Raw genomic sequence first — 19,044 nt, 5'->3', positions numbered from 1 at the left:
ATAAAAAGGGCGCACATGGTAGCGAAAATTATTTCAATATTCACACCATTTTCATAAAAGTTGGGCTAGTCTTAGAAATGAAAGGCACGTTAACACAATCACTAAAATATCAACGTAGCTTGAGGTCCATTATGACTGAAACCGTCCCAAAGTATTATCTGCTTGATACCAACATTCTGCTCCACGAACCCCTCGCATTTTTGAATTTTGACGAACACCACGTTGTTATCCCCATGGTGGTGTTAGAAGAACTCGATAACATTAAAGACCGCCACAAAGACGTGAGTCGTGAGGCTCGAACGGCGATTCGCTCACTCGAAAACGCACTAAAAGATGCGACACCTGAAGAAATCCTCGCTGGCGTACCGTTGAGTAACATGCAGGGCGCCCATCATGCGGAAGGAACATTATCGATATTTCCCGACTATCAATTAAAACAGCAAGATGCGGTATTAAACCTGTCTGAAAATGACCACCGAATTATTCAGTCGGCGTTAGCGATTCAAAAGCAACACCAAGACACCAAAGTTGTGTTGGTCACGAAAGACATCAATATGCGTTTGAAAGCCAAGGGTGCCGGCGTCAAACACGTTGAGGATTATCGTACCGACCAGTTGATCGATGACATCCGATTCTTATCGAAAGGTTTCGTTGAAGTTGAGGGTGATTTTTGGGAGCACGTAGGCGAAGTTACTAGTGCTCAAGAAGGCCGTGAAACCTTTCACGAAGTAGAACGTGACGTGCTACCAACGGTATTTCGCAACCAATATATAATCGATCAAACAGAGCATTTTGCTGCCAAAGTTGTTGGCTATGATTCCGAACACGTTCGCCTTCATGATATTGGTTTCGAGCGCATGATGAGTTACCGAGCTTGGGGCATTCAGCCAAAGAATATTTACCAAGCAATGGCGATGAATGCGTTGTTAGACCCAGCCATCGATTTAGTGATTTTGACCGGTCCAGCCGGCAGCGGGAAAACCTTATTAGCGTTAGCGTCGGCGCTTGAACTTGTGGTTGAGCAGGGCATTTACGAGAAAATTATTGTTACACGTAATACGCCTGAAATAGCCGAATCAATAGGTTACTTGCCAGGCACTGAAGAAGAGAAAATGGCGCCATGGCTAGCTGCAATTACCGATTCATTGGAAGTATTGCATAAACACGATGAAAGCATGGAGTCGAGCCTAAATTACATTATGAACAAGGCTAACATTCAGTTTAAATCGCTGAACTTTATGCGCGGCCGGAGCATTCAGAATGCGATTGTTTTACTCGACGAGTCACAAAACTTAACGGCTTCACAACTGAAAACGATTATTACGCGTTGCGGTACCGGCACGAAAATTATTTGCTCGGGTAACTTGGCGCAGATTGATAGCTATTATTTGACTGCAGTCACGTCGGGCTTAACTTATATTGTGGAGCGATTTAAAGATTATCCGGGCAGTGCCACGGTGAATCTCAATGGTGTGGTGCGTAGTTCGCTGGCGCAGTACGCAGAAGAAAACCTTTAATGTTGGTTAAAGTAATCTTCCAATATTAATTGAGCGGCGGCGCTATCAACTTTGCCCTTTTGCAATTGTTTGTAGCCGCCGCGACCAAACAAGGTTTCTTTGGCCGCAACTGTGGTTAGGCGCTCATCTTGTAAAATTACTTGAATCCCGAATCGACCGTGTAATCTATTGGCAAACTTGCGCGCTAAGTCAGTGAGCGGTTGTTCGGTACCGTCCATATTGAGCGGCAACCCGACCACTAAAAACTCGGGTTGCCATTCCTTCATCAGCTTTTCGACGATTTCCCAGTTGGGTTGGCCATCTTTTGCTTTGAGCGCGGCGAGCGGTGAGGCGGTTCCGGTAATCGTTTGGCCTACCGCCACGCCAATACTGTGGGTACCAAAGTCAAAACCAAGAACTTGGCTCATGCATGCCCCACATCAGGACCGAGTTGCCAGGTTTGAATGCCTAATTTTTTAACCGCTTTCTGCCAGCGTTCCTTGCTTGGGGTATGGAACAAAATATCTTTATCCGCTGGAATGGTCAGCCAACTATTTTCCGCTAGTTCACGTTCCAACTGGCCTGCTTCCCAGCCCGCATAACCCAGTGTAAGTAAGTAGTCACTTGGCATGATGCCTTTGCCCATCGCCTCTAAGATATCTTTTGAGGTGGTAATCACAACATCGTCACTTAATTTAACGGAGCTACGCCAACTTTGTTCAGCGGAGTGCAAAACAAAACCACGATCACGCGCCAGTGGACCACCTGAAAATACTGGGCCATCTAACCGCTGACCATGTTCAGGAATAACTATCTCGAGTTTTTCAAGCAAATCTTCAACGCTTAGCTCGACGGGTTGATTAATGATGAGCCCCATAGCCCCTTCCGCGTTGTGTTCACAAATGTATGTAACGGTGCGGGCAAAATAAGGATCGTCCATGCTTGGCATGGCAATCAGAAAATGATTTTGCAGGCTTTGTAAGGTTTCCATCTGATCAACAACTCCAATACAGCTTTATTTTGCGGATGTTCAGCACAAGCCTAGTTGACGCTCAATTGCTTCGAATACTTTGGCTGCGATGTTTATGTCATATGCGGCCTCAATTTCGCGCATACAAGTAGGGCTTGTCACATTAATTTCAGTAATCCGGTCACCAATAACATCTAAGCCAACAATGGTTAAGCCACGGCGTTTTAATTCGGGACCGACTTGGCGCGCCAGCGCCCAATCTGATTCGCTCAACGGTTGCGGACGACCGCTACCACCGGCAGCCAAGTTACCACGCGTTTCGCCGGCAGAAGGGATGCGCGCCAACGCGTAAGGCATCGGTTCACCATCAATAATCAAGATGCGCTTATCGCCGTCGGTAATTTCTGGTAGATATCTTTGTACCATAGCGAACTGCTGACCATGCCGTGTCAACGTTTCGATAATGACGCCTAAATTGGTACCGTCATCGCGAACACGGAAGATTGACGCTCCTCCCATACCATCGAGTGGTTTTAAAATAATATCGCGGTGTTGCTCATGAAATGCGCGAATTTGCTCGGCACGACGGGTCACAATGGTTGGCGGCGTTAAATCTGCGAACCATGCAGTGAACAGTTTCTCGTTACAATCACGCAAGCTCTGTGGTTTGTTGACAACCAATGCACCACGGCGCTCAGCAAGCTCAAGTAAATACGTTGCGTAAACAAACTCGGTATCAAACGGCGGATCTTTGCGCATCAAAATAACGTCAAAGCTACCTAAATTCATTTCCGTTGGTTCGCCAAGTGCGAAAAAGTCTGTTGCTTGGTCGACCACTTGTACTGAACGAGCATTGCCCATTGGCTCACCTTCTATGAGCGATAAATCATTCATGGTGAGATAATAGATTTCGTAATCACGCGCCTGAGCCTCAAGCAGTAAACGAAAACTTGTGTCTTTGTAGGTCTTTACCGATTCAATCGGGTCCATAATCATCGCAAGTTTCATGAAAATTCCTTCGTTAAGCTAAGCGTTAAGCTAAGTCGCCAAATTGATATTGAATAATACTTAGCGCCGTTAGTGCCGCTGTTTCAGTTCGTAAAATACGCGGCCCCAACCGCACCGGCAGGAAGCCATGCTCACTGGCACTGACAACTTCTTGCTCACTCAGGCCGCCTTCAGGGCCTATAAAAAGGGTGAGCTGTTGAGGTTGCTCGGCAAGGTCTCGCAATGGTTTTTGCGCGTACGGGTCTAGTGTCAGGCGTAATCCACTCGGTAGTTGCTGTAACCACTGGCTAAATGACACAGGCGTGTGAACCATTGGAACCCGACTTCGGCCACTTTGTTCACACGCGGCAATCACTATTTTTTGCCATTGCTGTTGTTTTTTCAACAACCGTTCACCGCTTAGCTTAACACCACAGCGTTCGGTGAACAGAGGTGTAATCTCAGCAACACCTAACTCCACTGATTTTTGTAAAACAAAATCCATACGATCACCACGCGATATTCCTTGAGCGAGGTGAATGTGCACCGCCGATTCGGATACGTTGGTTGTCACAGCGTCAATTTTGACTTGTACTGCGCGCTTTGTAGCCTCAGTAATGGTTGCAGCATAGTTACTACCGTCACCATTAAAAAGTTCAAGTTGTTGCCCAGCGGACATGCGCAGCACCCGGCCAACGTGATTCGCTGCATCGGCCTCAAGTTCAATCTGTGCGCCGACAACCCATGGGTTAGCGGTTGCTTGATAGATGCGTGGAATTCGCATGAAAGGTGAACCCTTTTGAGTATTCAAAGTAGCTTGCATCTTATCATTCAGCGCTGAGTTTGACAGCTTGAAAAAATTTGATTTTGTCAGACATCCGACTGATCATGGCCAGAGTGTGATGACCAAGGAGATGAATTACATGTATCTGTCACGATTCATAATGATGTTGAGTATGACCGTAACGATGATGGCGATAAGCCCTGTTAAGGCCGAAGATGTGCACAGTTACGCACGTTTAAACCAAGTATCAACCCCGCACCTTGATCTCAACTTGGCGGTTGATTTTGAAGCTCGTAAATTGAAAGGCTATGCGACATACACCCTAGCTCGCCATGACCAAACCACACAGCTTTACCTTGATACGAGTGATTTAACGATTGAGCGTGCGGAGTTGCTGGTGAATGAACAGTGGCAGCCCACCAAATTTACTTTGGGTGATGTGCATCCAAGCCTTGGCCGAGAATTAATTATTGATATTGGTAGCGTCGCCAAACATGTGCGCATTCATTATGAAACTGCGCCAAGCGCCAGTGGTCTGCAGTGGTTAACACCTGAACAAACAGCAGGCAAACAGCATCCGTTTATGTTCAGTCAATCACAGCCAATTCATTCGCGTAGTTGGATTCCGATTCAAGATAGCCCTGCGCTACGGTTAACCTATAACGCAACGATTAACACCCCAGCTGGCTTGTTGGCGGTGATGAGTGCGGACAACAGTTTGAGTGACGAGCGTCCGGGCACCTACGAATTCACCATGCCGCAGCCCATTCCGCCATATTTGATAGCCATTGCTGCTGGCGATTTAGCGATTAAATCGATAAGCGATAATGTCGCAGTGTTTGCGGAAAAATACATTTTGGATGATGCGGCTTGGGAGTTTGCCGATACGCCGGCAATGATTGAAGCCACCGAGGCCATGTATGGACCATATCGCTGGGATCGCTATGATTTGTTGATCCTGCCGCCGAGCTTCCCTTTCGGAGGTATGGAAAATCCACGGTTATCTTTTATTACCCCAACAGTTGTGGCGGGTGATCGTAGCCTCGTAAATTTGATTGCGCATGAGCTTGCGCATAGTTGGTCAGGAAATCTTGTTACCAATGCGAGCTGGCGTGACCTTTGGATTAATGAAGGCTTCACCAGCTACGTTGAAAACCGAATTATGGAAGCCTTATTTGGTGAACGCCGCGCCAATATGGAATTAGCGCTGGGCTACCAAGACCTGATGGGTGAATTGGAGCGTTTGCCGCCGAAAGATACGATTTTAAATATCGATTTAGGTATGCGCCATCCAGATGATGTGTTTTCGCAGGTGCCATATGTGAAAGGGCAGTTATTCCTAGTTTATTTGGAACAAAAGTTTGGTCGTGACCTGTTCGATAAGTTCTTACGCCAGTACTTTGATGATTTTGCGTTTCAGAGTATTTCAACTGCGCAATTTGAAGCGTATTTAAAACGTGAGTTATTGGATAAAAAACCAAACACGGTTGCATTGAGCAAAATTAATGAATGGTTGCATGAGCCCGGATTGCCAGAAGATGCGCCAAAGCCAACGTCTGATGCGTTTAATCGAGTCGAGCAACAAATGCAACGCTGGTTAAAAGGTGGCCAGTTACAAACTGACGAGTGGACCACCCATGAGTGGCTGTATTTTATTAATAACTTGCCGCTGGATATTTCTGCGAACAACATGGCTCGCCTTGATCGTGAGTTCAGTCTTACTCAAAGTCAGAACAGTGAAATTGCACACGCCTGGTTAAAATTAGCGATCGTGAAAAAATATGAACCAGCACGTGAAAGATTGCGTAGTTACTTGCTGTCGATTGGTCGTAATAAATTAGTCAGCCCGTTATATCGAGAGCTGGCGAAGACCCCAGAAAACTTAAAATGGGCGCGAGAAGTCTATGAACAAGCAAAACCAGGCTATCACCCATTAACCCAAACCGTGAATGAAGCATTGTTGTACGGTGAAAACTAAGGAGTAAACATGCCAAAAGCACTAGGATTTGCGGCTCAAGCAGCCGATAAGCCTCTTGAATATTTCGAATTTGAGCGTCGCGACCCAACTGCGAACGATGTTGAAATAGAGATTGCCTACTGCGGCGTTTGTCACTCTGATTTGCACCAAGCTCGAAATGAGTGGGGTGGTACGGTGTTCCCATGTGTACCGGGTCACGAAATTGTTGGCAAAGTCACTCGCGTCGGCAGCAAAGTAACGAAATATAAAGTCGGTGACACCGTCGGCGTTGGTTGTATGGTCGATTCATGTCGTACCTGCGCGAACTGCGAAGAAGGATATGAACAATATTGCGACAACGGTTTCGTCGGAACCTACAACGGTGAAGATAAACATTCAGGTGGTGTCACCTTCGGTGGCTACTCGAATCGCATTACCGTCGACCAAGATTTCGTTCTGAAAGTATCAGACAAGCTTGATCTCGCGGGTGTAGCGCCACTTCTGTGCGCTGGTATCACAACCTATTCACCACTTCGTCATTGGGGTGTTCGTGAAGGCCACAAAGTTGGCGTTGTTGGTTTAGGTGGTCTTGGCCACATGGCGGTCAAGCTAGCCAAGGCGATGGGAGCCGAAGTGATCTTGTTCACGACATCGCCAAGTAAAGTCGACGATGCGAAACGTCTCGGCGCTGACCACGTGGTGATTTCAAAAGACGAAGAGCAAATGAAGGCATGGCGTAACAGTCTTGATTTCATTCTCAACACCGTTGCGGCGCCGCACGATCTTGATGCCTATCTGACGTTACTGCGTTTAAATGGCACCATGACGTTGGTTGGAGTGCCAGCCGAATCACATCCGTCTCCTGCGGTTTATAACTTAATCGCGAAACGTCGCAGTTTAGCAGGTTCATTAATCGGTGGTATCGCCGAGACCCAGGAAATGCTGGATTTCTGTGCGGAACATGGCATCACTTCAGATATTGAAATGATTGCTATGGATGACATTAATGAAGCCTACGAGCGAATGCTCAAAAGCGATGTGAAATATCGCTTTGTGATTGATATGGCGACATTAAAACAGAAATAAAGACTTTTAGACGTCTAAATGTAGAAAAGTGGGTGTGGTTCAGTTAAACTACGCCCACTTTTTTCTTTCCAACTTTGATTAGAGATTGCAAAGCATGGCACAGCATTTATTCACTTCTGAATCTGTATCAGAAGGTCATCCAGACAAAATTGCCGACCAAATTTCTGATGCGGTACTCGATGCGATTCTGACCCAAGACCCGCGTGCGCGCGTGGCCTGTGAAACCTACGTGAAAACCGGTATGGTTCTGGTCGGTGGCGAAATTAATACCAACGCTTGGGTCGATATCGAAGAAATTACCCGCAACACGGTTCGTGATATTGGTTATGTGCACTCTGATATGGGTTTCGATGCCGACTCGTGTGCGGTATTAAACGCCATTGGTAAGCAATCGCCAGATATCAATCAAGGTGTTGACCGTGGTTCGTTAGAAGAGCAAGGCGCTGGTGACCAAGGTTTAATGTTTGGTTATGCCTCGAATGAAACTGACGTGTTGATGCCGGCACCAATCACCTATGCGCATCGCCTCGTGCAACGCCAAGCGGAAGTTCGCAAGAACGGTACCTTGCCATGGTTGCGTCCTGATGCGAAATCGCAGTTAACGTTCATTTATGAAGACGGGCGTCCAGTAGGTATTGATGCTGTGGTTCTATCGACTCAGCATCATCAAGATATTAGTCAGAAAGATCTGCGTGAAGCAGTGATTGAAACCATTATCAAGCCAGTGCTACCTGAAGAGTGGTTCCCTAAAAGCCAAGATCGAATCTTTATCAATCCAACCGGTAAATTCGTGATTGGTGGACCAATGGGCGATTGCGGCTTAACTGGGCGTAAAATCATCGTTGATACTTATGGTGGTATGGCACGTCACGGTGGTGGTGCATTCTCTGGTAAAGATCCGTCGAAAGTTGATCGCAGTGCGGCATACGCTGCGCGTTATGTTGCGAAAAACTTGGTTGCTGCCGGTTTAGCTGAGCGCCTAGAAATTCAAGTTTCATACGCCATTGGTGTTGCTGAGCCAACGTCGATCAGCATCGAGACTTTTGGTACCAGCGAGCACAGCGAAGAAAAATTGATCGCACTGGTTCGTAAGCATTTTGATTTGCGCCCTTATGGCTTAATTCAAATGCTCGACCTTGAACGCCCAATTTATCAGCCGACAGCAGCTTATGGTCATTTTGGCCGTGATGAGTTCCCGTGGGAAAAAACTGACAAAGCTGAAGCTCTTCGCGCTGATATCTAATTTGCGTCAAAGCCCCGAATTGTGGAGAATACGCGCACCATTTGTGCAATTTTCTTACGCTAAACTTCGGGGTTTGTTATGACAACAGCAGTAACTGAGCGAAAATACCTAGCCAATGCGATTCGTGCGTTAAGCATGGATGCCGTGCAGCAAGCGAATTCTGGGCATCCAGGCGCGCCTATGGGCATGGCGGATATCGCCGAAGTACTGTGGCGCGATTTCTTAAAACATAATCCTGCTAACCCGAACTGGGCGGATCGTGACCGTTTTGTGTTATCAAATGGTCACGGTTCTATGCTGATTTATTCACTATTGCACCTCACCGGTTACGATTTGAGCCTCGACGAGTTGAAAAACTTTCGTCAATTGCACTCAAAAACGCCAGGCCATCCAGAGTATGGTTATGCGCCTGGTATTGAAACCACCACTGGGCCACTTGGCCAAGGCGTGACCAACGCAGTGGGTATGGCACTTGCAGAGAAAACGTTAGCGGCACAGTTTAATCGCCCAGGTCACGACGTGGTCAACCACTATACCTACACCTTCCTTGGTGATGGTTGTTTAATGGAAGGTATTTCTCACGAAGCCTGTTCGCTTGCTGGAACACTGGGGCTTGGTAAGCTAATCGCATTTTACGATGACAACGGCATCTCCATTGATGGTGAGGTTGAAGGCTGGTTTACTGATGATACGGTGAAGCGTTTTGAAGCCTATAACTGGCATGTGATTGCCGATGTAGATGGCCACGACGCAGATGCGGTGAAAGTTGCCGTGGAAGCTGCCCGTGCGCAAACCGACAAGCCAACACTGATTATCTGCAAAACCATTATCGGCTTTGGCGCACCGAACAAACAAGGCACAGAAAGTTGTCACGGTGCACCATTAGGCGCTGATGAAATTGCTGCAGCGCGTCAGCAGTTAGGCTGGCAACATGACCCGTTTGAAATTCCGCAAGATGTCTATTCAGCATGGTCGGCAAAAGAAGCTGGCGCTGCGGCTGAAACCGAATGGCAACAACGCTTTGATGCCTATGCGCAAGAGTTCCCAGAACTAGCGGCTGAATTAAAGCGTCGTTTAGCTGGCGACTTGCCGGCGGATTTCGTTGCTCAAGCCGACGCCTACATTGCCAAATTGCAAGCAGAGCCAGCGGATATCGCAAGCCGTAAAGCATCGCAAAACGCATTGAACACCTATGGCCCGTTATTGCCAGAACTGCTAGGCGGTTCTGCAGATTTAGCCGGTTCCAATTTAACATTATGGAGTGGTTCCAAGGGTGTTAGTAAAGATGACGCCAATGGTAACTATGTGTTCTACGGCGTGCGTGAGTTCGGTATGTCGGCGATTATGAACGGTATTGCATTGCATGGTGGTTTTACCCCGTATGGCGCAACCTTCTTAATGTTCATGGAATATGCGCGCAACGCCGTGCGTATGGCAGCATTGATGAAACAGCAAAGTATATTTGTCTATACCCACGATTCAATCGGTCTGGGTGAAGACGGACCAACCCATCAGCCGGTTGAGCAAATTGCGAGTTTGCGCCTGACTCCGAATATGAGCACGTGGCGCCCATGTGACCAAGTGGAATCAGCGGTGGCATGGAAATATGCCTTAACACGCAAAAATGGGCCAACGTCGCTGATTTTCAGTCGTCAAAACTTGGCGCAACAGCAGCGCGATAGTGAGCAACTGAAAAATATCGAGCGCGGTGGTTATGTGTTGCTTGATTGTGAGCAAACGCCAGAACTTATCTTCATTGCGACTGGCTCAGAAGTTGCGCTAGCTGTGAGTGCCGCGAAGTCGTTACAAGCGTCAGGGCATCAAGTACGTGTCGTTTCAATGCCGGCAACGGATGTCTTTGAGCAACAAGATGCGGCTTATCGTGAGCAGGTGTTACCGAGCAATGTGACCAAGCGCATCGCGGTTGAGGCTGGAATTGCTGATTACTGGTACAAATACGTTGGCTTAAATGGTCGTATTGTTGGTATGACTAGTTTTGGTGAATCAGCGCCGGCAGGTGACTTGTTCAAACACTTTGGCTTCACAACCGAAAACGTTATTGCGACTGCACAGGAACTTCTAAACGTATGAGTGTAAAACCGGCGCGTATTGCTATTAATGGCTTTGGTCGTATTGGGCGTAGTGTTCTGCGCTCACTCTACGAGCGTGGGTATCGCCAGCATGTAGAGGTGGTAGCCATTAATGAATTAGCGCCGGTTGAAGCAATGGCTCATTTGTTGAAGTACGATACCAGTCATGGGCGATTTCAAAGCCCTGTGGCAGTTCGCGATGAACATCATCTAGAAGTGGCAGGCGACAGTATTGTGGTGTCAGCTGAAAGCGAAATCCAGAACTTGAACTGGCACGATATGGCGCTTGATTTAGTGCTCGACTGCACGGGTGTTCATGGCGATCCGGATCACGGTGCCGCATACGAGCAAGTGGGTGTGCCAAGGGTGTTGTTTTCGCAACCCGGGAGTGCCGAATTAGACTTCACGGCTATTTTTGGTGTGAATACGAAAGATCTCAAACCACGCCATAAATGGGTTTCAAATGGCAGTTGCACCACGAACTGTATCGTTCCTGTCATCAAAGTACTAGACGACGCTTTCGGTATTGATAGCGGTGCGATTACTACGATTCATGCGGCAATGCATGACCAGCAAGTCATCGATGCTTATCACACTGATCCACGATTAGCTCGCGCCGCAGGACGATCAATTATTCCTGTGGATACGCGTTTAGCGCGCGGGATTGAGCGAATTTTACCGAAATTTGCGGGGCGCTTTGAAGCCATACAAGTGCGTGTACCCACCACCAATGTGACCGCAATGGACCTCAGCGTAACGGTGAATACCGCAGTGACTGTGGCCCGCGTCAACGAAGTATTAGCTGATGCGGCGCGCGGTCCCATGGCGAATATCTTAGGGTTTGTTGAAGAACCTTTGGTATCAATCGATTTCAACCACGATCCGCGTTCGAGCATTGTTGATGGCACACAAACACGCGTCGCCGACAAACGGTTGATTAAAGTGCTGTGCTGGTGTGATAACGAATGGGGATTTGCCAACCGCATGTTGGATACTGCGCAAGTTATGCTGGCGCAGAAGTAACGAATAATTTGAATTTAATAAACGAGGCAAAGATATGTCAGCTGTAATTACCATGGCGGATTTAGACCTTGAAGGATTACGAGTTCTCATTCGCGAAGATTTAAACGTACCCATTAAAGATGGCAAGGTTGCCTCTGATGCGCGTTTGCGTGCAGCAATGCCGACTATTCAAGCCGCATTAGATGCTGGCGCGAAAGTTATGGTGATGTCTCATTTGGGACGTCCTGAAGAGGGCGTTTATGCTGCTGAGTTTTCGCTGCAACCTGTTGTCGATTACCTAAACGATGCGCTAGATGTTCCGGTGCGTCTCGCAACAGATTACCTTGATGGTATCGAAGTGAGCACCAACGAAGTGGTGGTGTTTGAGAATATTCGCTTTAATAAAGGCGAGAAGAAAAACGATGACGCGCTGGCACAAAAACTGGCGGCATTGTGTGATGTATTTGTGATGGATGCTTTCGGTACCGCGCATCGTGCACAAGCGTCCACTCATGGCGTAGCTAAATTTGCCGATGTTGCCTGTGCTGGCCCATTGCTGGCTGCAGAACTTGATGCACTGGGTAAAGCTCTGGCGAACCCGGCTCGTCCGTTGGTTGCCATTGTCGGTGGCTCCAAGGTCTCAACCAAGTTGACGGTGTTAGAATCGTTATCAAGCGTGGTTGACCAACTCATTGTTGGCGGTGGTATTGCCAACACCTTCATTGCTGCAGCAGGGCACAACGTGGGTAAGTCGTTGTACGAAGAAGATTTAATCGATGAGGCAAAACGCCTTGTCGCAGCCGCGCAAGCAAAAGGTGGCGATATTCCACTACCCACTGACGTTGTTACCGGCAAAGAATTTAGTGCAGACGCAGAAGCTGAGATCAAAGCGGTTGATACAATTACCACTGACGACATGGTTTTTGATATAGGCCCAGATACTGCGGCAGCGTTTGCCAAGATTCTTGAACAGGCCGGTACTATTGTTTGGAATGGACCGGTGGGCGTATTTGAATTTGACCAGTTCGGTGAAGGTACGAAAGTGTTAGCGCATGCCATTGCAAACAGTAAGGCGTTCTCGATTGCTGGCGGCGGTGATACGCTTGCAGCAATTGATAAGTACGGTATCGCTGATAAAATCAGTTATATCTCAACCGGCGGCGGTGCATTTTTAGAGTTTTTAGAAGGTAAGAAGTTACCTGCTGTCGCGATTCTGGAAGAACGCGCGTTAAATGGCTAATACGCCAAACCAAATAGGAAATTAGGAGAATAGAATATGGCATTGATTTCATTACGTCAGTTGCTTGATCACGCAGCTGAAAATAACTACGGCGTACCAGCTTTTAACGTGAATAATCTTGAGCAAATGCGCGCTATCATGGAAGCCGCGGACGCCACTGATAGTCCGGTGATTGTGCAGGCATCTGCAGGTGCACGCACCTACGCTGGCGCCCCGTTTTTGCGCCACTTAATTTTGGCTGCCATTGAAGAGTGGCCACATATTCCGGTTGTGATGCACCAAGATCACGGCACTTCACCAGCGATTTGTCAGCGTTCAATCCAGCTTGGCTTTAGCTCAGTGATGATGGATGGCTCGTTAAAAGAAGACGGTAAAACACCAGCAGACTATGACTACAATGTGAAAGTCACCCAGCAAGCAGTAGCAATGGCGCATGCTTGTGGCGTTTCTGTAGAAGGTGAAATTGGTGTACTAGGTTCACTTGAAACTGGCGAAGCTGGCGAAGAAGATGGTGTTGGTGCAGAAGGCAAGCTAACTCATGACCAATTGCTGACCGATCCAGAAGAAGCAGCACAGTTTGTGCGTGCAACGAATGTTGATGCGCTGGCGATTGCTTGTGGTACTTCACACGGCGCATACAAATTCTCGCGTCCACCAACAGGTGATATTTTAGCGATTGATCGCATTAAAGAAATCCATAAGCGTATTCCAAACACGCATTTGGTTATGCATGGTTCATCTTCGGTGCCGCAAGAATGGCTCAAGGTTATCAACGAGTTCGGCGGTGAAATCCCAGAAACTTATGGCGTGCCGGTAGAGCAAATTGCCGAAGGTATTAAACATGGTGTGCGTAAAGTAAATATCGATACCGATTTACGTTTAGCCTCAACGGGTGCGATCCGTCGTCACTTAGCGCAAAACACCAGCAACTTCGATCCGCGTAAATACTTAAAAGCATCAACCGATGCCATGTACGAAATTTGTAAGGCGCGTTATGAAGCATTTGGTTGTGCCGGTCAAGCGAGCAAAATTAAGCCTGTATCGCTTGAAGAAATGTTCAAGCGCTATGAACGGGGCGAATTAGACGCTAAAGTGAATTAATTCTCTCTTAGCGAGCGAAACCTTATTCTGTATACTGTGGCGTAAGGTTTCGCAGGAAATTTGAAATTTAAAGATGGACTTGGGGGTCACGTGCGCTTAACACTATTATCAATTACTTTAGTATCCGCTCTTGGTTTAGCTAGCTCACCAGCATCAGCTAGTATTTTTATGTACGACGATGTGAGTGACTTAGATACCGAAACAAAAACTGAATGGGATGCCAGTGCTGAACTCGGTTTACTGTTTACCTCAGGTAACACGGAAACAGAAACCTTCAAGGCAAAGCTGAATCTTGCTCGTGATGTAGAAAATTGGCGACACAAAGGCGTTATTGATTACTATCGCTCAGAGCAGCAAGACCAAGCGACCGGTGACACCATTTTGACCGGCGACAAGACCTTCTTGTCAGCCCAAAGTAACTATAAGTTCGCACCAGAAAGCCGTTCTTCTGTGTTTGTCTTTGGCTCGTATGAAGAAGACAAATTCAGTGGTTATGAATACCAAGGTACCTTTGCGGTTGGTTATGGTGCCCGCTACCGTTACAGCGAAGCACTTTATGCTGACTACGAAGTGGGTCCTGGTTACTCGGTGAATAAGCCAATCGTTGGCGGAGTTCCACAAGAACAAGAAAGCAGCGCAATTTTGCGTTTAGCTGGTAACCTTGTTTGGGATATTACGAAAAACTCGAAGTTTAATGCGTTAGCGTCAACGGAAGTTGGTGAAGAGAATACAAAAACGCGAGCAGAAGTATCTATTTCTGCAAACGTTAATAGCTCTCTTGCGCTGAAATTCTCAGTGGCGGGCTCGCATAACTCATATCTTGAAGACGTGACGAAAGAAAAACTCGATACCGAAACTGCGGTAACCTTAGTTTATTCTTTCTAAGCCAGTTAAATTAGTATTGCGACGGACTAGAGTCCGTCGCCAATACGCTTTTTCAAATGTATCGGTTCGCGACGTTTGCGAATCCGTAAGTTCAGTAACTCCACCCCTAAGCTAAACGCCATAGCGAAATATACGTAGCCCTTCGGAACGTGGAAGCCTAATCCTTCGCCTACCAGCGTAAAGCCAATCAGTATTAAGAAGCTTAAGGCCAACATCTTAATTGTTGGATGTGCATCGACGAAATCTCCAATCGACTTTGCTGCAACAAGCATGACCAAAACGGCAATAATGACCGCGATAATCATCACGCTAACGTGTTCGACCAAGCCAACCGCGGTAATCACCGAATCTAAAGAAAATACAATATCGATGACCGCAATTTGCGTGATAATTGCGCCAAAAGTTGCGGCTTTTCCAGCTTTTTGATGACTCTCTTCACCCTCCAGTGAGTGGTGTATTTCGAGAGTACTTTTCGCAAGTAGGAATAAACCACCGCCGAGCAGGATGAGGTCTCGCCCAGAAAATGAAAATTCAAGTATGGTAAATAATGGTTTGGTGAGACCCATGACCCAAACAATGGCGAGAAGTAGTGCGATACGCATGCCCATGGCAAGCATGAGGCCGACTTGCCGTGCTTTTTGACGTTGAGCTTCAGGTAAGCGCCCAACCAGTATGGAAATGAAGATGATATTGTCGATACCAAGAACGATTTCGAGCAGCGTTAGCGTCAATAAAGCTAACCATGCTTCAGGCATCATGATCCATTCAAACATTGTATACCTCTCCATGAGTTATGTGACTTATTCACAATAATTAGGTTATTGTTTAAGCACAACTGTTAAATTATTCTTTGCGCAGGTTAGGAATCTTCGTTAGTATTCGCGCACCTGAAATCAGGTTTAATTAACGTATATTTCCGCAGCAACAAAGGCGAACTTTTATGTCTGCAAATTCGTTTCTTGGTGTATTTGCCAAGTCACCGATCAAACCGATGATCGAGCATATTGATCAAGTGCACGATTGTGCCATGACTTTAAAACCTTTCTTCCAAGCAGTATACGCTGGTAACTGGGAAGAAGCTGAAACCCACCGAAAAGAAATTGTCAAAAAAGAGAAAGCCGCTGACGATTTAAAACGAGAAATCCGCTTAAACCTTCCTGGTGGTTTGTTCATGCCGGTTGAGCGCACTGATTTGCTCGAATTGGTATCACAGCAAGACCGTATTGCGAACAAAGCCAAAGACATTTCAGGCCTAATGACCGGCCGCGAAATGCAAATTCCTACCTCAATGGTTGAAGGTTTCGATGCTTATTTGGCGCGTTGCCTTGATGCAACAGATAAAGCGAAAGAGACCATTGGCGAATTTGATGACCTGCTTGAGGTTGGTTTCAAAGGTCGCGAGCGTAACCTCGTGGATAAAATGATTTCTGAATTGGACGAAATTGAACAAGATACTGATGCGTTGCAAGTGAAACTGCGTCGCCAGTTACGTGCGCTTGAGCAGGATATGAATCCGCTTGATGCCATGTTCTTGTATCAAATTTTAGATTGGGTTGGTGATTTAGCCGACCTAGCCGAGCGCGTGGGTGCACGTTTTGAGCTCATGCTTGCACGAGTCTAAGTCGGGGTAAAATAGATGGATATTTTAAGCACATATAGCATGACATTGATCGTGCTTGCTGCGGTATTTGGTTTATTTATGGCGTGGGGTATTGGTGCGAATGACGTTGCCAACGCCATGGGAACCTCAGTCGGTTCTAAAGCCTTGACCATTAAGCAAGCCATTATTGTTGCAATGATTTTCGAGTTTGCCGGTGCGTATTTGGCGGGTGGCGAAGTCACCTCAACGATTCGCAAAGGCATTATCGAATCCGCCTATTTCGTTGACACACCAGAGTTACTCGTATTTGGTATGATCGGCTCTTTGTTAGCCGCGGGAACTTGGTTGCTAATCGCTTCTTGGGCCGGTTGGCCGGTATCAACAACCCATTCAATCATTGGTGCCATTGTTGGCTTCTCAGCCGTTGGTATTGGGGTTGAATCGGTGAACTGGAGTTCAGTTGTCGGTATTATTGGTAGTTGGGTTATTACCCCAATGATTGCCGGTATTATTGCCTACTTTGTATTCTTGAGTGCCCAAAAACTTATTTTTGATAGCGAAAACCCGTTGAACATGGCGAAACGTTATGTGCCTTTTTATATGGCTTTAACGGGCTTCATGATCTCTTTGGTGACGATCAAGAAGGGCTTGAAGCATGTTGGCATTGAGCTGACTAGTTTCGAAGGATACTCGCTAGCTATCGGTATTGCAGTCGTTGTCGGCGTGTTAGGTAAGATTCTAATTTCGCGTTTGAAATTTGATCCAGCTGCCGACAAAAACATGCACTACACCAACGTTGAAAAAGTATTCGCCATTTTGATGATTGTTACAGCTTGTGCCATGGCATTTGCGCATGGTTCAAACGACGTTGCCAATGCGATCGGTCCACTAGCTGCGGTTGTTAGCGTGGTCGAAAGTGGCGGTGAAATCGCTTCAAAAGCAAAACTAGCATGGTGGGTTCTCCCGGTTGGTGCATTTGGTATTGTGCTCGGTTTGGCCATGCTTGGCCGTCGCGTTATTGCAACAATCGGTAAAGGAATTACACACTTAACGCCAAGCCGTGGTTTTGCCGCTGAATTGGCTGCTGCAACAACGGTTGTTATCGCATCTGGTACAGGCTTACCAATTTCAACTACACAAACATTAGTTGGTGCTGTCTTGGGTGTTGGTATGGCGCGCGGTATTGCCGCGTTGAACCTCGGCGTTGTGCGTAATATCGTCGTGTCATGGGTCGTGACATTGCCGGCCGGCGCTATCATGTCGATTATTTTCTTCTTCATTATTAAGGCAGCCTTTGGCGCTTAATGACTGAAGAAATAAAAAAGAGTACTTCGGTGCTCTTTTTTTGATCCAGTTTTTGATAAAGCAACGTACATATATCAACCGGTCACCCTGATCGGTTGTCATCTCGTTTTTAGCGCGCCCCTTTCGGCGCGCTTTTTTTTGTCTATAGCCTCATGCACGTATTTGCAGAGCTTTTTTTCACCAGCCAAAAACGGTAAAGTACGCGCCAATTGAAATTGTGATGAAACCGCCATGAACGTTAAAGACTTTAGTTTCGAATTGCCCGATGAGTTGATCGCTCGCTATCCACAACCGGAGCGTAGCGCTAGCCGATTGTTATGCCTCAATGGCACAACCGGTACTGTCGCACATGAAACCTTCAAAAATATCGTTGCACATATTCGCCCCGGTGATTTGTTGATCTTTAACGATACTCGCGTTATTCCAGCGCGCATGCTAGGTGAGAAAGTTTCTGGTGGAAAAGTCGAAGTATTGGTCGAGCGGATTATTGACGAGCACCGGGTGCTTGCACATTTGCGGAGTAATCGCTCACCGAAACCTGGCGCGAAAATGATACTTGAGGGCGCAGTCGAAGTAGAAATGATCGGCCGCCAAGATGCCTTGTTCGAATTGCAATTCAATACCAAAGAACCAGTATTAAACGTGCTTGAGCAATATGGCCATATGCCATTGCCACCGTATATCGATCGGCCAGATGAAGACAGCGACCGCGAACGTTATCAAACGGTTTACAATAAAAAGCCTGGTGCCGTGGCAGCGCCGACTGCAGGCTTGCATTTCGATGAATCCATATTGAACCAGCTACGCGAGAAAGGTGCTGAATTTGCATACGTTACGTTGCATGTTGGCGCAGGAACTTTTCAACCGGTGCGCGTGGATAACATTGAAGAGCACCATATGCACAGCGAATACGCTGAAGTGCCTGAAGTGACTATTGCCGCCATTGAGGCAACTCGTGCCCGTGGCGGGCGGGTGATTGCAGTCGGTACGACCTCAGTCCGTTCACTTGAATCTGCCGCACAAGCGGCAAAGCAAAAAGGTGAACCACTACAGCCGTTCTTTTCCGATACCGATATCTTTATCTATCCGGGTTACGAATTCCAAGTCGTGGACGCCATGATTACCAACTTCCATCTGCCTGAATCGACACTGATTATGTTGGTTTCGGCGTTTGCAGGACGAGAACACGTATTAGCTGCGTATGCTGCTGCGGTACAAGAACGCTACCGTTTCTTCAGTTACGGTGATGCGATGTTTGTGACCCGAACTGAGCGCTAAGGTATACTACGCACCTCGGA

The 19,044-nt window shown here is 47.1% G+C and carries 17 protein-coding genes; 12 read left to right on the top strand and 5 right to left on the bottom strand.

Translation table 11 applies throughout. The features are described 5' to 3' along the window. The first annotated feature begins 131 nt into the window (after positions 1-131). A complete protein-coding gene (locus BM292_RS11045) occupies positions 132-1,517 on the top strand; it encodes a PhoH family protein (RefSeq protein ID WP_092858544.1) in 1,386 nt (461 codons plus the stop codon). Here BM292_RS11045 and ruvX read toward each other — a convergent pair. Genes ruvX through BM292_RS11025 form a run of 4 tightly spaced genes read right to left on the bottom strand, consistent with a single transcriptional unit; the run spans position 1,514 to position 4,237 of the window. Next, entirely contained in the window at positions 1,514-1,924 is a 411-nt protein-coding gene (gene ruvX / locus BM292_RS11040) for a Holliday junction resolvase RuvX (RefSeq protein ID WP_092858542.1), read from the bottom strand. The two genes, BM292_RS11045 and ruvX, sit on opposite strands and share 4 nt — an antisense overlap. Continuing rightward, entirely contained in the window at positions 1,921-2,487 is a 567-nt protein-coding gene (locus BM292_RS11035) for a YqgE/AlgH family protein (protein ID WP_092858540.1), read from the bottom strand. Before BM292_RS11035 ends, ruvX begins: the two co-directional genes overlap by 4 nt. 39 nt (positions 2,488-2,526) lie before the next feature. Continuing rightward, the gene (gene gshB / locus BM292_RS11030; RefSeq protein ID WP_092858538.1) at positions 2,527-3,474 is read right to left on the bottom strand and encodes a glutathione synthase; all 948 of its coding nucleotides are present in this window, start codon (positions 3,472-3,474) and stop codon (positions 2,527-2,529) included. Positions 3,475-3,499: 25 nt separating this feature from the next. Continuing rightward, complete coding sequence (locus tag BM292_RS11025) at positions 3,500-4,237, bottom strand: 16S rRNA (uracil(1498)-N(3))-methyltransferase (protein WP_092858536.1); 738 nt, start codon at positions 4,235-4,237, stop codon at positions 3,500-3,502. Between the two features lie 139 nt (positions 4,238-4,376). Between BM292_RS11025 and BM292_RS11020 the strand changes: the two genes are divergently transcribed. From BM292_RS11020 to BM292_RS10985, 8 genes are all read left to right on the top strand, one after another. Then, positions 4,377-6,215, top strand: coding sequence for a M1 family metallopeptidase (locus BM292_RS11020; protein WP_092858534.1), 1,839 nt, complete (start codon positions 4,377-4,379; stop codon positions 6,213-6,215). A 9-nt stretch (positions 6,216-6,224) separates the two neighbouring features. Then, positions 6,225-7,280 (top strand): NAD(P)-dependent alcohol dehydrogenase, encoded by a 1,056-nt coding sequence (locus BM292_RS11015; protein WP_092858532.1) that lies wholly within the window; start codon positions 6,225-6,227, stop codon positions 7,278-7,280. A 94-nt stretch (positions 7,281-7,374) separates the two neighbouring features. Further along, positions 7,375-8,523 carry a methionine adenosyltransferase gene (gene metK, locus BM292_RS11010; RefSeq protein ID WP_092858530.1) on the top strand — a complete coding sequence of 383 codons (1,149 nt, stop codon included), beginning with the start codon at positions 7,375-7,377 and terminating at the stop codon, positions 8,521-8,523. A 78-nt stretch (positions 8,524-8,601) separates the two neighbouring features. Then, positions 8,602-10,614, top strand: coding sequence for a transketolase (tkt, locus tag BM292_RS11005; protein WP_092858528.1), 2,013 nt, complete (start codon positions 8,602-8,604; stop codon positions 10,612-10,614). After that, entirely contained in the window at positions 10,611-11,636 is a 1,026-nt protein-coding gene (locus tag BM292_RS11000; RefSeq protein WP_092858526.1) for a glyceraldehyde 3-phosphate dehydrogenase NAD-binding domain-containing protein, read from the top strand. The genes tkt and BM292_RS11000 overlap by 4 nt, the downstream gene beginning before the upstream one ends. 34 nt (positions 11,637-11,670) lie before the next feature. Continuing rightward, positions 11,671-12,855, top strand: coding sequence for a phosphoglycerate kinase (locus BM292_RS10995; protein WP_092858524.1), 1,185 nt, complete (start codon positions 11,671-11,673; stop codon positions 12,853-12,855). Between the two features lie 36 nt (positions 12,856-12,891). Beyond that, positions 12,892-13,956 (top strand): class II fructose-bisphosphate aldolase, encoded by a 1,065-nt coding sequence (fba, locus tag BM292_RS10990; protein WP_092858522.1) that lies wholly within the window; start codon positions 12,892-12,894, stop codon positions 13,954-13,956. A 90-nt stretch (positions 13,957-14,046) separates the two neighbouring features. Beyond that, a complete protein-coding gene (locus BM292_RS10985) occupies positions 14,047-14,841 on the top strand; it encodes a DUF481 domain-containing protein (protein WP_245751932.1) in 795 nt (264 codons plus the stop codon). 26 nt (positions 14,842-14,867) lie between these two features. On the opposite strand, the gene BM292_RS10980 is transcribed toward BM292_RS10985, so the two are convergent. Then, on the bottom strand, positions 14,868-15,614 hold the full coding sequence (locus tag BM292_RS10980; RefSeq protein ID WP_092858520.1) for a TerC family protein: 747 nt from the start codon (positions 15,612-15,614) through the stop codon (positions 14,868-14,870). Positions 15,615-15,781: 167 nt separating this feature from the next. Here BM292_RS10980 and BM292_RS10975 point away from each other — a divergent pair, with 167 nt between their 5' ends. The 3 genes from BM292_RS10975 (at position 15,782) to queA (ending at position 19,024) form a co-directional block, all read left to right on the top strand. Continuing rightward, complete coding sequence (locus BM292_RS10975) at positions 15,782-16,462, top strand: TIGR00153 family protein (protein WP_092858518.1); 681 nt, start codon at positions 15,782-15,784, stop codon at positions 16,460-16,462. A 15-nt stretch (positions 16,463-16,477) separates the two neighbouring features. Continuing rightward, positions 16,478-17,746, top strand: coding sequence for an inorganic phosphate transporter (locus tag BM292_RS10970; RefSeq protein WP_092858516.1), 1,269 nt, complete (start codon positions 16,478-16,480; stop codon positions 17,744-17,746). A 231-nt stretch (positions 17,747-17,977) separates the two neighbouring features. Beyond that, positions 17,978-19,024: a tRNA preQ1(34) S-adenosylmethionine ribosyltransferase-isomerase QueA gene (queA, locus tag BM292_RS10965; RefSeq protein WP_092858514.1), complete on the top strand. Its 1,047-nt coding sequence runs from the start codon at positions 17,978-17,980 to the stop codon at positions 19,022-19,024. Positions 19,025-19,044 lie beyond the last annotated feature (20 nt).

This window comes from Pseudidiomarina tainanensis (assembly GCF_900115255.1).
GTDB lineage: Bacteria > Pseudomonadota > Gammaproteobacteria > Enterobacterales > Alteromonadaceae > Pseudidiomarina > Pseudidiomarina tainanensis.
This window is presented reverse-complemented; position numbering and strand designations above follow the sequence as displayed.

Excerpts from the sequence above, each read along its gene's own strand:
- metK (WP_092858530.1), top strand. The coding sequence starts at position 7,375 with ATGGCACAGCATTTATTCACTTCTGAATCTGTATCAGAAGGTCATCCA.
- BM292_RS10975 (WP_092858518.1), top strand. The coding sequence starts at position 15,782 with ATGTCTGCAAATTCGTTTCTTGGTGTATTTGCCAAGTCACCGATCAAA.
- BM292_RS11020 (WP_092858534.1), top strand. The coding sequence starts at position 4,377 with ATGTATCTGTCACGATTCATAATGATGTTGAGTATGACCGTAACGATG.
- BM292_RS11035 (WP_092858540.1), bottom strand. The coding sequence starts at position 2,487 with ATGGAAACCTTACAAAGCCTGCAAAATCATTTTCTGATTGCCATGCCA.
- BM292_RS10980 (WP_092858520.1), bottom strand. The coding sequence starts at position 15,614 with ATGTTTGAATGGATCATGATGCCTGAAGCATGGTTAGCTTTATTGACG.
- BM292_RS11025 (WP_092858536.1), bottom strand. The coding sequence starts at position 4,237 with ATGCGAATTCCACGCATCTATCAAGCAACCGCTAACCCATGGGTTGTC.
- BM292_RS11000 (WP_092858526.1), top strand. The coding sequence starts at position 10,611 with ATGAGTGTAAAACCGGCGCGTATTGCTATTAATGGCTTTGGTCGTATT.
- BM292_RS10995 (WP_092858524.1), top strand. The coding sequence starts at position 11,671 with ATGTCAGCTGTAATTACCATGGCGGATTTAGACCTTGAAGGATTACGA.
- BM292_RS11045 (WP_092858544.1), top strand. The coding sequence starts at position 132 with ATGACTGAAACCGTCCCAAAGTATTATCTGCTTGATACCAACATTCTG.
- ruvX (WP_092858542.1), bottom strand. The coding sequence starts at position 1,924 with ATGAGCCAAGTTCTTGGTTTTGACTTTGGTACCCACAGTATTGGCGTG.
- queA (WP_092858514.1), top strand. The coding sequence starts at position 17,978 with ATGAACGTTAAAGACTTTAGTTTCGAATTGCCCGATGAGTTGATCGCT.
- fba (WP_092858522.1), top strand. The coding sequence starts at position 12,892 with ATGGCATTGATTTCATTACGTCAGTTGCTTGATCACGCAGCTGAAAAT.
- tkt (WP_092858528.1), top strand. The coding sequence starts at position 8,602 with ATGACAACAGCAGTAACTGAGCGAAAATACCTAGCCAATGCGATTCGT.
- BM292_RS11015 (WP_092858532.1), top strand. The coding sequence starts at position 6,225 with ATGCCAAAAGCACTAGGATTTGCGGCTCAAGCAGCCGATAAGCCTCTT.
- gshB (WP_092858538.1), bottom strand. The coding sequence starts at position 3,474 with ATGAAACTTGCGATGATTATGGACCCGATTGAATCGGTAAAGACCTAC.
- BM292_RS10970 (WP_092858516.1), top strand. The coding sequence starts at position 16,478 with ATGGATATTTTAAGCACATATAGCATGACATTGATCGTGCTTGCTGCG.